This window comes from Bacillus sp. L75, assembly GCF_003676355.1.
Classification (GTDB): domain Bacteria; phylum Bacillota; class Bacilli; order Bacillales; family Bacillaceae; genus Bacillus; species Bacillus velezensis.
Genome location: NZ_ML064914.1, coordinates 1 through 14,813, shown reverse-complemented (window position 1 = coordinate 14,813; position 14,813 = coordinate 1). Strand labels below are relative to the sequence as shown.

Annotated in this window: 14 protein-coding genes and 1 other annotated feature; all 14 genes read right to left on the bottom strand. The window is 45.7% G+C overall.

Annotation, left to right across the window (positions count from 1 at the left end; genetic code table 11):
* Window positions 1-2 precede the first annotated feature (2 nt).
* Entirely contained in the window at window positions 3-752 is a 750-nt protein-coding gene (gene rlmB / locus D5S11_RS16795; protein ID WP_003156413.1) for a 23S rRNA (guanosine(2251)-2'-O)-methyltransferase RlmB, read from the bottom strand.
* Entirely contained in the window at window positions 736-1,167 is a 432-nt protein-coding gene (locus D5S11_RS16790; RefSeq protein WP_003156412.1) for a Mini-ribonuclease 3, read from the bottom strand. The genes rlmB and D5S11_RS16790 overlap by 17 nt, the downstream gene beginning before the upstream one ends.
* 4 nt (window positions 1,168-1,171) lie before the next feature.
* On the bottom strand, window positions 1,172-2,572 hold the full coding sequence (gene cysS / locus D5S11_RS16785) for a cysteine--tRNA ligase (RefSeq protein ID WP_007410394.1): 1,401 nt from the start codon (window positions 2,570-2,572) through the stop codon (window positions 1,172-1,174).
* Complete coding sequence (cysE, locus tag D5S11_RS16780; protein WP_007410393.1) at window positions 2,569-3,222, bottom strand: serine O-acetyltransferase; 654 nt, start codon at window positions 3,220-3,222, stop codon at window positions 2,569-2,571. The genes cysS and cysE overlap by 4 nt, the downstream gene beginning before the upstream one ends.
* A 74-nt stretch (window positions 3,223-3,296) precedes the next feature.
* Window positions 3,297-3,530, bottom strand: a binding site (T-box leader).
* A gap of 2 nt (window positions 3,531-3,532) precedes the next feature.
* Window positions 3,533-4,984, bottom strand: a complete 1,452-nt coding sequence (gltX, locus tag D5S11_RS16775; RefSeq protein ID WP_007410392.1) for a glutamate--tRNA ligase — start codon at window positions 4,982-4,984, stop codon at window positions 3,533-3,535.
* 91 nt (window positions 4,985-5,075) lie between these two features.
* Window positions 5,076-5,552 carry a 2-C-methyl-D-erythritol 2,4-cyclodiphosphate synthase gene (gene ispF / locus D5S11_RS16770; protein WP_003156407.1) on the bottom strand — a complete coding sequence of 159 codons (477 nt, stop codon included), beginning with the start codon at window positions 5,550-5,552 and terminating at the stop codon, window positions 5,076-5,078.
* A complete protein-coding gene (ispD, locus tag D5S11_RS16765) occupies window positions 5,545-6,243 on the bottom strand; it encodes a 2-C-methyl-D-erythritol 4-phosphate cytidylyltransferase (RefSeq protein WP_106080454.1) in 699 nt (232 codons plus the stop codon). The genes ispF and ispD overlap by 8 nt, the downstream gene beginning before the upstream one ends.
* 12 nt (window positions 6,244-6,255) lie before the next feature.
* Entirely contained in the window at window positions 6,256-7,356 is a 1,101-nt protein-coding gene (locus tag D5S11_RS16760) for a PIN/TRAM domain-containing protein (protein WP_003156403.1), read from the bottom strand.
* A 115-nt stretch (window positions 7,357-7,471) separates the two neighbouring features.
* On the bottom strand, window positions 7,472-8,554 hold the full coding sequence (disA, locus tag D5S11_RS16755) for a DNA integrity scanning diadenylate cyclase DisA (RefSeq protein WP_007410390.1): 1,083 nt from the start codon (window positions 8,552-8,554) through the stop codon (window positions 7,472-7,474).
* 3 nt (window positions 8,555-8,557) lie between these two features.
* Complete coding sequence (gene radA / locus D5S11_RS16750; protein ID WP_014304212.1) at window positions 8,558-9,937, bottom strand: DNA repair protein RadA; 1,380 nt, start codon at window positions 9,935-9,937, stop codon at window positions 8,558-8,560.
* Between the two features lie 93 nt (window positions 9,938-10,030).
* On the bottom strand, window positions 10,031-12,463 hold the full coding sequence (gene clpC / locus D5S11_RS16745) for an ATP-dependent protease ATP-binding subunit ClpC (protein ID WP_007410388.1): 2,433 nt from the start codon (window positions 12,461-12,463) through the stop codon (window positions 10,031-10,033).
* On the bottom strand, window positions 12,460-13,551 hold the full coding sequence (mcsB, locus tag D5S11_RS16740; protein WP_003156398.1) for a protein-arginine kinase McsB: 1,092 nt from the start codon (window positions 13,549-13,551) through the stop codon (window positions 12,460-12,462). Before mcsB ends, clpC begins: the two co-directional genes overlap by 4 nt.
* Window positions 13,551-14,108, bottom strand: a complete 558-nt coding sequence (gene mcsA, locus D5S11_RS16735) for a protein-arginine kinase activator protein McsA (RefSeq protein ID WP_007410387.1) — start codon at window positions 14,106-14,108, stop codon at window positions 13,551-13,553. Before mcsA ends, mcsB begins: the two co-directional genes overlap by 1 nt.
* A 13-nt stretch (window positions 14,109-14,121) precedes the next feature.
* Window positions 14,122-14,586: a transcriptional regulator CtsR gene (gene ctsR / locus D5S11_RS16730; RefSeq protein ID WP_003156396.1), complete on the bottom strand. Its 465-nt coding sequence runs from the start codon at window positions 14,584-14,586 to the stop codon at window positions 14,122-14,124.
* Between the last annotated feature and the right edge of the window lie 227 nt (window positions 14,587-14,813).

Below are 14,813 nucleotides of genomic sequence, written 5' to 3'. Positions count from 1 at the left end.
CTTCATTCCCCTAAAGGATTGCGCTTCCGGTAGACTTCATACATGAGAAGGCCGGCCGCTACCGACGCATTCAGAGAAGTGACTTTTCCGGCCATCGGAAGCTTAATGAGAAAATCACATTTCTCTTTCACAAGCCGGCCCATTCCTCTGCCTTCGCTTCCGATAACGAGCGCCAAAGGCATCTTGCCGTCCATAGAGCGGTAGTCTTCCCGGGCGGATGCATCCGTTCCGACGACCCAAATCCCCCGCTCCTTCATTTCATCAAGTGTCCGGGCAAGGTTGGTCACCTTCACGACGGGAATGTGTTCAATCGCACCGGTCGAAGCTTTTGCGACCGTCGAAGTCAGTCCGACCGCTCTGCGTTTCGGAATCACGATGCCGTGTGCACCGACAGCGTCAGCCGTTCTCATGATGGAACCGAGATTATGAGGGTCTTCCAGCTCGTCCAGTATGAGAAAGAAAGGCTGTTCGTTTCTCTCTTCCGCTCTTTTATATAATTCGTCTAATTGTGCATATTCATATGCCGCCACCTGGGCGACAACACCCTGATGCTGCCCCTCCACCATCTGATCGAGTTTTTTCCTCGGTACAAATTGAATGGTGACGCCGCGCTTTTTAGCAAGCTCCATAACTTGCTGCGCCTGTCCTTTTACTGTGTTTTCCGCCATCCATAACTTATACAGCTTGCGATCTGACTTTAACGTCTCAATCACAGCGTTTTTTCCTATGACGTAATCATGTTGCTGACTCATTTGTTTTCCTCCCTGACGTCCCGACTTGTATAGCCTCAGCAATCAGCTGATTCAGTCTTTCTTCTCTTTTCTCAAGAAAAAGGTATCCGAGTAAAGCCTCAAAAGCTGTACTATGGCGGTACGTCTGTACATCTGTGTTTTTAGGCGTCGTCCCTGATTTCGCGTTTCTGCCTCTTCTCAGCACGGCTTCCTCTTCCTCCGTGAAAAAGGATTCGTCCTGAAGGCGGAACAATATGTCTGCCTGTGATTTTGCCGATACAATCCGGCTCGCCTTCTTATGAAGGTCATTCGGTTTCGTAAAGCCCTGCTTAAGCAGGTGATGCCGGACGTATATTTCAAAAATGGCATCACCCATATAAGCAAGCGCAAGACCGTTTAACTGCTTTGAATCTTTGATTTGTTCAAATTGAAGCATCCGCTTACTCTCCCCGCTTCCAGCGAGTTCCCTGGGCCGTATCTTCAAGAATGATATTCATGCTTTTCAGCTGATCGCGAATCTGGTCTGACAAAGCAAAATCGCGATTGCGGCGGGCTTCATTTCTCTTCTCAATCAACTCTTCAATCTCTTCGTCGACAAGCTCTTCTTCGCCGAGCGTAAGTCCGAGAACAGATCCGATTCTGTCAAACATGCTGATAAAGGCTTTAATGACGTGATCCGCCGTATTGTCTTCCTGCATGTAGTAATTGGCGAGCTTCGCCAGATCAAACCAAACGGAAATCGCATTCGCCGTATTAAAATCATCATCCATTGCTTCTTCAAACGCAGTGCGGTGCTCTTCGATTTTAGCAAGCCATTCCTCATCATTGTCAGTCAGATTCGTGCTGCTAATCAAACGATGGTTTAAATTACTGTAGGCCGTCTTCAGGCGGTTAAACGCGTTTTTTGTTTTCTCAAGCAGCTCTTCCGAATAGTTGATCGGGTGGCGGTAATGAACGGACAGCATGAAAAATCTCAAAAGCTGCGGGTCATATTGCTTAATGATATCGTGCACCAAAACAAAGTTGCCGAGCGATTTTGACATTTTCTCATTATCGATATTGATATATCCGTTGTGAAGCCAGTATTTTGCGAATGTCTTGCCTGTTAATGCTTCAGATTGGGCGATTTCGTTTTCATGGTGCGGGAATGTCAGGTCCTGACCGCCGGCATGAATATCGATTTCGTCACCCAAATACTTTTTCACCATTGCGGAGCATTCAATATGCCAGCCCGGGCGGCCTTTTCCCCAAGGGCTATCCCATGAAATTTCTCCGTCCTTAGCAGCTTTCCAAAGAGCAAAGTCCAGCGCATCCTCTTTCTTCTCGCCGACACGGATACGCGCGCCTGATCTGAGTTCATCAATTGATTGCTGAGATAGCTTGCCGTACCCTTCGAAGGCCCTTGTTTTGAAATAGACGTCGCCTTCTGATTCATAAGCGTAGCCTTTTTTAATCAGTTCGCTGACAAATTCAATAATGGCACCCATGTTTTCCATGACCCGGGGGTGAAGATCCGCTTTCCGGCATCCGAGGGCGCCCACATCTTCAAAATACGCTTTAATGAACCGTTCAGAAACGGTCGGGACGTCCTCGCCGAGCTCGTTGGCCGCCTTAATCAGTTTGTCGTCAACATCGGTGAAATTCGATACGTATTGAACATCGTATCCTTTATACTCTAAATAGTTGCGTACTGTATCATACACAATCGCCGGACGGGCGTTGCCGATATGAATATAGTTGTATACAGTCGGTCCGCACACGTACATTTTTACTTTGCCTTCCTCAAGAGGAACGAATGTTTCTTTTTTCCGTGTCAATGTATTATAAAGTGTAATGGTCATTTTTGGTTGATCCTTTCTTTTTTATCTTCCAGTTCAGCCTGCAGTTCAAAAATCTGCTGCTCCAATGCTCTTAACCGGTCAGCAACCGGATCGGGCAAGTCTTGGTGATTGAGATCGCGTTTGATTTTTCTTCCGTTCTGAATGACGACTTTCCCCGGTATGCCGACAACGGTTGAAAAGTCGGGAACATCACGAAGCACAACGGAGCCGGCCCCTACTTTAGAACCCTGCCCGACCGTAATAGAGCCGAGCACCTTCGCTCCGGTTGCAATTAAAGCATCATCTTTTATGGTCGGATGCCGCTTCCCCTTTTCTTTTCCCGTTCCCCCGAGAGTGACACCTTGGAATACCGTCACGTTATTGCCGATTTCACATGTTTCCCCTATGACGACCCCCATACCGTGGTCAATGAAAAACCTTCTCCCGATGGTCGCGCCGGGATGGATTTCAATTCCGGTAAAGAAACGGGCAATCTGTGATATCAGGCGCGCCAGGAAGAAAAATCTCCGTTTATATAAAGCATGTGCAATCCGATGCGCCCATATAGCATGTAAACCAGAATAAGTTAAAACAACTTCGAAATAGCTTCTTGCTGCCGGATCTTGATCGAACACTGTATCTATGTCTTCTTTTAGCATTTTAAAAAACACATGCTTCCCCCCATTCTCTCCCCGCTCCAGTCTGTTTTTCCGCCTATAAAAAAAGCGTCTCTGCATGTAAACATGACAGAGACGCTTTTACCGCGCGGTTCCACTCTGTTTGAAAAACAAGTCACTGTTTTCCCAACTTAAAAGCCGGTAACGGCGGCGGCCGCCTTTAAATACTGATTTCCGCAGAAATGTTCTTCAAAGGTCTTAAGGGCGCACTTCTAAAACATGACGCATGAATCTCTCTCAGCCGATGAAGATTCTTTCTGTAATGGTCATTGTTTTATACTCTTCCCTGTCAACAATCGTATATTTAAATGCTTTTCAGGCGTCTGACGGCTGTTTCTCTGCCGATCAGCTCAATGGCCTGCGGAAGCTCAGGACCGTGTGTCTGACCGGTAACCGCTACGCGAATCGGCATGAACAGCTTTTTGCCTTTATGACCTGTTTCTTTCTGAACAGCTTTGATTGAGGCTTTGATCAGCTCAGGCGTAAATTCTTCAAGCTCTTCAAGCTTCGCAGCAAATACGCTGAGCACTTCAGGCACCTGTTCCTCTTCCAGAACGGCTTTTGCCTCTTGATTATACTCGATCTCATCTTTAAAGAACAAATCAGTCAGCTCGACAATTTCAGCGCCGTAGCTCAATTGCTCATGGTAAAGAGAAATTAATTTACGAACCCATTCCTGCTCCTCGGCAGAAAGCTCAGTGCCGACTTTTCCTGCTTTTTGCAGGTGCGGCAGGGTCAGCTCAACCACTTGATCAAGATCCAGCGCTTTGACGTATTGGTTGTTGACCCATTTCAGTTTATGCATATCAAACAGAGCCGGTGACTTAGACAAACGATTTACATCAAAAATTTCAATGAATTGTTCTCTTGTGAAAAGCTCTTCTTCACCGACGGGAGACCAGCCGAGAAGTCCGATAAAGTTAAACAGCGCTTCAGGCAGGTAACCCAGCTCATCATACTGCTCAATAAACTGGATAATTGATTCATCACGTTTACTTAATTTTTTGCGGCTTTCGTTTACGATAAGCGTCATATGTCCGAAGACAGGAACATCCCAGCCGAATGCCTGGAAAATCATGATCTGTTTCGGTGTATTTGAAATGTGATCCTCACCGCGGAGCACGTGCGTCATTTTCATTAAGTAATCGTCAATCGCGACGGCAAAGTTATACGTCGGTGTTCCGTCTTTTTTGACGATGACAAAGTCGCCGATGCCGTCTGATTCAAAAGAAATCTCGCCTTTTACGATATCGTTAAATGCGATGATTTTCCCTTCCGGCACGCGGAAACGGATGCTCGGCTGTCTGCCTTCGGCTAAAAACTGCTCCTGCTCTTCCTGAGTCAGGTTTCTGTGTTTGCCGGAATAGCGCGGCATTTCCCCGCGGGCGATTTGCTCTTCACGTTCTTTCTCAAGTTCTTCTTCCGTACAGAAACATTTATAAGCAAGCCCTTTTTCAAGAAGCTCTTCATAGTACTTTTTGTAAATGTCGTTACGCTCAGACTGGCGGTACGGGCCGTATTCTCCGCCGATATCCACACTTTCATCCCAGTCCATGCCGAGCCATTTCAAATAGTTGAGCTGGCTTTGCTCTCCGCCTTCAATATTTCGCTTTTTGTCCGTATCCTCAATCCGGATAATAAACTTTCCGCCTTGGCTGCGGGCAAATAAATAGTTAAAAAGCGCCGTTCTGGCGTTACCGATATGCAAATGTCCGGTCGGACTCGGTGCATAACGAACGCGTACTTCATTTCCCATGTTCAAATACTTCCTTTCATCTCGTCTGTAGCCTCTAGCCGAATATATGTATCTATTCTACCACCAAATAGACCGGGCATCAAAACAATGATCAGGCTTTTTGGATCAGAACGGTCGCCTGAGCGGCAATTCCTTCGGCTCTTCCGGTAAACCCGAGCTTTTCTGTTGTCGTCGCTTTTACGTTTACTTGAGAGACGTCCGCCTCAAGGCCTTCCGCTATCCGTTTTCTCATAGCATCAATATGCGGCGCCATTTTCGGCTTTTGCGCAATAATCGTGCAGTCTATATTTCCGAGTACGTACCCTTTTTCTTTTACAATGTTCCAGACATGCTGAAGCAGCTTAAAAGAGTCCGCATCCTTGAATTCCGGATCAGTATCCGGGAAATGCTTGCCGATATCTCCTTCACCTGCCGCTCCGAGACACGCGTCTGCGACTGTATGCAGCAATACATCAGCATCTGAATGTCCGAGCAGCCCCTTTTCATAAGGAATTTCAATTCCGCCGATGATGAGAGGACGGCCTTCCGTTAATTGATGCACATCAAATCCTTGTCCGATTCTAAACATTATGATTCCCACTTTCCGCTTTCATGATTGCTTCCGCAAATATCAGGTCATCCGGCGTTGTCAGCTTAATATTGGTATAGCTGCCTTCAACGATACTCACCTGATATCCATCAAGACGCTCGACGAGGCTGGCGTCATCCGTCCCTAAGAAGCCTTTGTTTTCCGCTTCCATATGCGCCGTCTTCAATAAAGAAAGACGAAAAGCCTGCGGCGTTTGAACGGCCCACAAGCTTGAACGATCAAAGGTCTCCGCAACCCGGGAGCCTTCCGCCCGTTTTATCGTGTCTTTCACAGGAACAGCCAGGACAGCCGCTCCCGCCTCCTCTGCTGTTTCAACGAGCTTATCGATATGCTGATGTGTGACAAACGGGCGCGCTCCGTCATGAACAAGGACGACCGAGTCCTTATCAATCACTTTCAGTCCTTCGTATACACTGTGCTGACGCTCCGCACCTCCGGTAACAAGCTCAATTTCCGTCTGAATCGGAAATTGGGCCAGCAGCTGGCGAAAATCTTCCCGTTCACTCTCGTTTATCACCAGGATTATTTTCTGACAGGGTGCGTGGCTTTCAAAAACCCGCAGTGTGTGTATAATAACAGGCGCACCTTTTAAGCTGATGAACAGCTTATTTTTCCCGGCCTTCATCCGTTTTCCTTGTCCGGCAGCCGGAATAACGACAACATATTCCATATAAACTCCCTCTTAAAGAGCTTTCTCAAGCAGCTTGGGCTTGGCAAAAATCATTCGTCCCGCCGCTGTCTGCAGTACGCTGGTTACGAGCACATCAATATGTTTCCCTATATAATTGCGGCCTTCTTCCACAACAATCATCGTCCCGTCATCCAAGTAAGCCACACCTTGATTATGCTCTTTCCCGTCCTTAATCACCTGCACATTCATCTCTTCGCCCGGAAGCACAACCGGCTTCACCGCGTTTGCAAGGTCATTAATATTCAGTACCGCAACCTTCTGAAGCTCGCATACTTTATTTAAATTAAAATCATTCGTCACAACGACGCCGGATGTCAGCTTCGCAAGTTTGACAAGCTTGCTGTCAACCTCCTGAATGTCCTCGAAGTCGCCTTCATAAATTTCAACCGTAATATCCAGTTCCTTTTGAATGCGATTCAAGATATCCAGTCCGCGGCGTCCTCTGTTACGTTTTAAAACATCTGAAGAATCAGCGATATGCTGTAATTCCTCCAGCACAAATTGAGGAATGACAATGACGCCTTCTAAAAAGCCCGTCTGACAAATATCTGCAATTCTCCCATCAATAATAACACTTGTATCCAAGATTTTCAGCCTTTTATCCTGTTCCTCCTGCTCCTCATCAGCACTTCCCTTTTTCTTCTGCATTCTTGCAGAAATGGAGAAAAGACTGATCAGTTCATCCTTTTTCTTAAATCCGACTTGGAAGCCCAGGTAACCGAGAAAGAAAGCCAGAAAGACCGGAATGATCGTGCTGAATATACGGTACGGAATATTGTCCAGCGGAATCACGTTTACAATGAGATATGCGATGATAAGTCCAAAAACCAATCCGAGACTCCCGAATAACAGATCCGGCACCGGAGCTCTCAGCAAAGAATCTTCAATCCATTTTACCCAATTAATCACATATTCTGTCGTCCATATACTGATGAGAAAAAAGATAATAGCACCAATTGCAGCAGACGTATATGCGTTTGTTATTAAAGGTATGTCCTGTATATTTGACAGCACAAACAATTCAGGTATTAAAAAGATACCGACAACGCCGCCCACAATAATGAAGAACGCCTGAACTATTCGTTTTAACATACCTCCACCTCCTTTTAAGTAGCATTTTTTCAGCAGACTGGGTCAGAGCCTACAAATTCAGAATAAACAAAAACTAACAATAATATACCCGGATTCCGACAGGTTTAAGCGATTCTTAAAGCTGTCTATCTATATAGTGTTTTTCCTGAAGGCGTTTTAAGCCTTTTTTGATTTTTTTGGCGCGCACTTCGCCGATACCCTCAACATCATCAAGCTCTTCTACAGTGGCTTCCGTTATGCTTGGCAAAAATCCGAACGCCTCAACCACATTTTCAACAATCGGCATCGGCAGACGCGGAATTTTGTTCAGCAGCCTGTATCCTCTCGGGAGCACATAATCATCAAGATTGGTAGAAGCCGGATATCCAAGCAGCTTAAACAGAATGGAATCATCAAGCAGATCATAGCTGGACATATCCTGAAGCTCTTTTAACAGCACGAACGGATCTTTGATTTTTTCTTTGACATAGTCTTTGATGAAAAGTGCCGCCTCTTCTTCCATGTCCGTAATCAGTTCAATCACCTGCAGACGGATTAAGTGGCCTTCCGTTCCGAGTTCTTTAATATACATATTGATTTCATTTTTTATTCGGAGCACCATTTCATATCGATGCATGACGGACAGCACGTCACTGAATGTCACAAGCTCCTCAAACTCTAATGCGTTTAAAGCCGTAATCGTTTTGTCTAAAATGGTTTTATACTTCTCAAGCGTTTGAATGGCCTGATTTGCCTTTGTTAAAATAAATCCTATGTCCTTTAGTGTGTACTTCATGCTGTCCTGATATAACGTAATGACATTTCTGCGCTCTGAAATGGCGATGACGAGACAGCCGGTCTGCTTCGCCACCCGTTCCGCCGTACGGTGCCTCATTCCCGTTTCTGAAGAAGAAATGGTCGCTTCCGGCATAAGCTGCGTATTCGCATAAAGAATTTTCTGGCCGGAATCACTTAAAATAATGGCACCGTCCATTTTGGCCAGCTCGTATAAGTGAGCGGGCGCAAATGATGTATTAATATGAAAACCGCCATCCACGACTTGCTTTACCTTATCATTGTATCCGACAACAATCAGGCCGCCTGTATTTGCCCGAAGTACATTCTCTATCCCGGCTCTGAGCGGGGTGCCCGGTGCAACGAACTGCAGAATTGCAGACAGGTCAAGCTCTTGTTTCGCCCCTTTTTTCTCTTTTTCCATCTATTATGATCCTCCTAATGAAGTACGAAGCGCTTCTGCAACATTTGCTACTCCGACAACCTCAATCCCTTTTGGTATTGTCCATCCGTCTGCATTCGCCTCAGGTATAATCATGCGCTTGAAGCCGAGTTTTGCCGCTTCCTTTACGCGCTGTTCGATTCTTGACACCCTGCGGACTTCTCCTGTCAGACCCACTTCACCGATAAAGCAATCTGCGGGATTCGGCGGTGTATCTCTGAAGCTTGAGGCAATGCTGACGGCTACTGCCAAATCAATCGCCGGTTCATCCAGTTTGACCCCGCCGGCGACCTTTAAATACGCATCTTGATTTTGAAGCAAAAGACCCACCCGCTTCTCAAGCACAGCCATAATTAACGATACCCTGTTGTGGTCAATGCCTGTAGCCATGCGGCGCGGGTTTCCAAAACTGGTCGGTGAAATGAGCGCCTGGATTTCAACCAGAATCGGTCTCGTTCCTTCCATTGACGCAACGATACTCGAACCCGATGCCCCGGCAGAACGCTCTTCCAAGAAAATTTCAGAAGGGTTCAGCACTTCCGTAAGCCCCTCTTCCCGCATTTCAAAGATGCCCATTTCATTTGTGGAGCCGAAACGGTTTTTTACGGCCCGCAAAATACGGAATGTATGGTGCCGCTCTCCTTCAAAGTATAGAACGGTATCGACCATGTGCTCAAGCAATCTCGGCCCCGCGATCGATCCTTCTTTTGTGACGTGCCCGACGATAAAAATAGGTATGCCGTTTGTTTTCGCAATTTTCATCAATTCGGCCGTACACTCTCTTACTTGTGATACACTGCCGGGAGCTGAGGTGATATCACTTTGGTAAACGGTCTGAATGGAGTCTACGACAACAAATGCGGGTTTCATCTCTTGTATAGCAGACGAAATATACTCCATATCGGTTTCAGATAAAACATGTAACATTTGGCTGTTGATTCCAAGTCTGTCGGCGCGCAGCTTCGTTTGCTTCACGGATTCTTCCCCTGAAATGTAAAGCACGCTGCCGGCCGTATCAGCTAATTGTGCGGATACTTGGAGAAGGAGCGTTGATTTTCCGATCCCGGGATCGCCGCCGATTAATACTAACGAGCCTTTCACAACGCCGCCGCCAAGCACTCTGTTGAATTCTTCGAGCTTTGTTTGAACGCGGGGTTCTTCCGATGTTTCAATTGATGTAATGGGTGATGGTTTTTGGACGGTTTGAACGGAGTGGGAGAAAGCCGCCCGCCGATTCGCCGGCGCTTTTTTTATGGTTTCTTCCACCATTGTATTCCAAGCCCCGCAGCCCGGGCACTTTCCCATCCATTTTGCGGATTCATAACCGCATGAGTGGCAGATGAATTTTGTTTTTGATTTAGCCATATATGTTGTAAGACCTCTTCCTTATCGAATATTTCTCTATATAACAAAGTGAGGCATACACTTGCTTACGTATGCCTCATGTTTGTCACTATATTAGTTCGTTTTAGCAGTTGTTTTTACGACAAATTCGCCGTCCTCAACATCAAGAACAATGTGCTGGCCTTTATCAATATTGCCTCTGAGGAGTTCTTCTGATAACCGGTCCTCCACATGCTTTTGAATCGCTCTTCTTAACGGACGTGCGCCGTATTCCAAATCGACGCCCTCTTCTGCCACTTTTGCTTTTGCAGCATCCGTCAGCTCGATAGAGAGATCTTGTTCTTTCAGACGTTTTGTTAACTGATCAGACATAAGCGACACGATGTCTGTAAGATGTTTTTTCTCAAGGGAGTGGAAGACGATAATTTCGTCAATCCGGTTGATAAACTCAGGTCTGAAGGCACGCTTCAGCTCTCCCATTACTTTGTCTTTCATGTCTTTATGGTTTTGTGATTCATCCTGCACATTGAAGCCCACATATTTGTTGCGTTTCAGCTCGCTCGCTCCGACGTTTGACGTCATAATCAGGATCGTGTTGCGGAAATCCACAGTGCGTCCTTTTGAATCAGTCAAGCGTCCGTCTTCAAGCACTTGCAGGAGTATGTTAAACACATCAGGGTGCGCTTTTTCAATTTCATCAAGCAGTACGACAGAGTAAGGTTTTCTTCTCACTTTTTCTGTCAGCTGGCCGCCTTCATCATAGCCGACATATCCCGGAGGAGAACCGACAAGACGTGAAGTTGAGTGTTTCTCCATGTATTCGGACATATCCACTCTGATCATCGCTTCCTCATCACCGAAAATGGATTCCGCCAGCGCTCTTGCCAGCTCTGTCTTCCCAACGCCTGTAGGGCCTAGGAAGATGAATGAACCAATCGGGCGTTTCGGGTCCTTCAGACCGGCTCTTGCACGTCTGACGGCCTTTGCAACGGCTACAACAGCTTCATCCTGGCCGATGACGCGGGAGTGCAGAATGCTTTCCATATTGAGAAGCTTATCTGTTTCCGTTTGGGCAATTTTAGATACAGGCACCCCGGTCCAGCTGGATACAACCATCGCGATATCCTCTACAGAAACTTCGGAGTTCTCCTGGCCTTGTTTTTCTTTCCAGGTTTTTTTCGTGTCTTCCACCTGTTCTCTCAGGCGCTGCTCCGTATCACGAAGGGAAGCCGCTTTTTCAAACTCCTGGCTCTGAACGGCAGCGTCTTTTTCCTTGCGAACTTCATCGAGTTTCTGCTCAAGCTCTTTTAAGTTCGGAGGCGTTGTGAACGAACGGAGACGCACTTTTGAACCGGCTTCATCAATTAAATCGATCGCTTTATCCGGAAGGAAGCGGTCAGAAATATAACGGTCGGACAATTTTACCGCCGCTTCAATCGCTTCATCGGTAATGGATACGCGGTGATGCGCTTCATAGCGGTCACGAAGCCCTTTTAAAATTTGAATGCTTTCATCGGCTGAGGGCTGATCCACCTGAATCGGCTGGAAACGGCGCTCGAGAGCGGCGTCTTTTTCGATATATTTACGGTATTCATCAAGCGTTGTCGCACCGATGCATTGAAGCTCTCCGCGGGCCAGTGAAGGTTTTAAGATATTCGACGCGTCAATCGCACCTTCTGCTCCCCCCGCTCCGATCAGTGTATGCAGTTCGTCAATGAATAAAATAATATTGCCGGCCTGACGTATTTCATCCATTACTTTTTTCAAGCGGTCTTCAAATTCTCCGCGGTATTTCGTACCGGCTACAACCGTACCCATGTCTAATGTCATTACGCGTTTATCACGTAAAATTTCCGGCACTTCATTATTGATGATCTGCTGTGCGAGGCCTTCAGCAATCGCAGTTTTACCTACACCCGGTTCTCCGATAAGAACGGGGTTATTCTTCGTTCTGCGGCTTAATACCTCAATAACACGCTGAATTTCTTTGCTTCGGCCGATAACCGGATCAAGACTGTCTTCCTTCGCAATCGCAGTTAAATCACGCGCCAGACTGTCCAGCGTCGGCGTGTTTGCATTGCTGTTCGTACCGGATGCAGAAGATCCCGTCTCATTGCTTCCCAGAAGCTGCAACACTTGCTGTCTCGCCTTATTCAAGCTGACACCGAGATTATTCAGAACTCTCGCCGCTACGCCTTCTCCTTCACGAATCAGTCCGAGAAGTATGTGTTCTGTTCCCACATAAGAATGTCCTAGCTTTCTGGCTTCATCCATGCTGAGCTCAATGACTTTTTTTGCTCTTGGCGTATAATGAATCGTTTGAGACATTTCCTGTCCCCGTCCGATTAAGCTCTCCACTTCTTTCTGAATTTTATCCGAACCGAGTCCGAGTGCTTGGAGTGCTTTAGCCGCAATCCCTTCTCCTTCACGAACCAGACCTAATAAGATATGTTCAGTTCCAATATTGTTATGGCCTAAGCGCAGTGCTTCTTCCTGTGCCAGTGCCAATACCTTTTGAGCTCGCTCTGTAAACCTTCCAAACATCATATCGAATCATCCTCCTGTCTATTTGCACTCATTTCTAAATGCAGCCTTTCCCTGATAAGAGCCGCTCTTCTCGCGTCTCTTTCGTTCGGCCGTAATGCACCGCCCGAATATTGCTGGAGAAAACCCGGCTGTGTCAAAATCATCAGTTCATTAAGTATATTGCTTGATAGCCCTTTAATGATCCCCAGGTCTATCCCCAGCCGAACGTCAGAAAGGCATTTCGCCGTTTCCTTTGATTCAATCATACGGCAGTTGGATAAAACACCGTAAGACCTGAATACCCGGTCCTCCAATTCAATTTTCGAGGTTTGGTAAAGCGCTTCTCGGGCTGAACGTTCCTGCTCAATCAGCTGGGCAGCCACACTGTTTAAATCATCTACAATGTCCTGTTCTGATTTTCCGAGTGTGATTTGATTTGAAATTTGAAAGATATTTCCTAATGCTTCGCTGCCTTCACCGTAAATTCCTCTAACAACTAAACCTAATTGGTTAATTGCCGGTATAATTCGATTCATTTGCCTAGTTAATACAAGGCCCGGCAAATGCATCATGACTGAAGCCCTTAGTCCCGTCCCTACATTTGTAGGACAGCTTGTTAAGTACCCTCTCTTCTCTCCAAAGGCGTAATCCACTTTCTCCTCAATCCAGTCATCAACCTGGTTTGCCGCTTTTATGGCATTGAGAAGCTGGAAGCCGGGGAAGAGGCATTGAATTCTGATATGATCTTCTTCATTTAACATAATGCTGACTTCTTCATTTTCAGAAAGCAGACAGCCGCCAAAAGGGGATTCCGTTAAATTCGGGCTGATCAGATGTTTCTCCATCAGCACCCGTTTTTCCAAAGGCTGAGCTTCACTCATTCTGATTAAATGAAATTGACCGATATCAGGCAGTTCTTTTCCTGAAAAGTGATCTTCGAATTGCTGAATGATGGATGAGGCTTCTTCATTCGTATACCGGGCGGGAAACTTTATATTTTCAAAGTTTCGGGCCAACCGTATACGGCTGCTGAGTACAATGTCACTTTCAGGTCCCTTTTGCTTCATCCAATTGCTTAGTGCGTCCTGAATAAAATGCTTGAGCGACATTACCCTTGTTCCCCCTCACTGTCTTTACTTTTTAACTTCTGCTCTAACGATCGGATCTGATCCCTGACCTCCGCTGCTCTTTCAAACTCTTCGTGGTGTATTAAAGATTCAAGTTCTTTTTTTAACATTTCCATTTGCCGTCTTACATGCAGGTTTCCGCCTATTCGTTTTGGAATTTTCCCGGCATGCACCGTATTCCCGCTGTGAACTTTTCGCAAGATCGGCGTAATTTGGCTGTAGAACGTATCGTAACATTCCGCACAGCCGAAACGCCCTGTTTTTCTCAGCTGCTGAAACGTCATACCGCATTTCTTACAAGCTGTCCCTTGCTCTGAATAGCCGAACATTTGAGAACCGGTGTTTTGAAATGAAGACTCCATATTCAGCAGCCCTGATAATAAATTATGGATCGAGAACCCTTGGTTTCCACTTATACTGTATGAATCGCTATTTTCTTTTGCACATTGTTCACAAATATGAACTTCTTGTTTTTCTCCATTAACAACTTTCGTAAAGTGAAAAGTGGCCGGTCTCTCATTGCATTCTTGACAAATCAATCTTTTCACCCGCTTACTTTAGTTTTAAAGATGTGAGCATTGCTTTCATCATTCTGGCTCTTAGTTCATCCCGTTCGGGCAAATCAATATATAGAACTGAACGATCCATTACACTCACCATCATTTTAGCTTCTCTTTCCGATATAACTCCGTCCTCTAACAGTCTGAGAATAATGTCATCAGAGGCTGCCTGGGACAAGTGGGTATGAATCTGCGAAATAATATTATTGATGAGGACGACTTCGTTATTCATTTTAATTTTGATAATACGAATATACCCGCCGCCTCCCCGTTTACTTTCAACAATATATCCTCTTTCACTTGTAAATCTGGTGTTGATGACATAATTTATTTGGGAAGGAACACATTGAAATTTATCAGCGATTTCACTGCGTTTGATCTCTAAAATTTCTTTGCCATTTTGATCTAATACTTGTTTCAAGTACTGTTCAATGATGTCAGAAATATTATGTCCCACTCAACCCCCTCCTTCATTGACTTTGACTATATTTGACTTTAACCTTACTATAAGGTGTTTCGCAAAATTTTTCAACTGTATCGCTCTATCTCTATTATTTCCACTTTGCACAAGCATAAAACCTGCTTTTGCAAAAAGGCATATCGTTACGTTTCTCATATTATATAATGTATGCAGAAAAACACAAAAAAGGCAGCTCATAATGAGCTGCCTTTACCGTAATGATA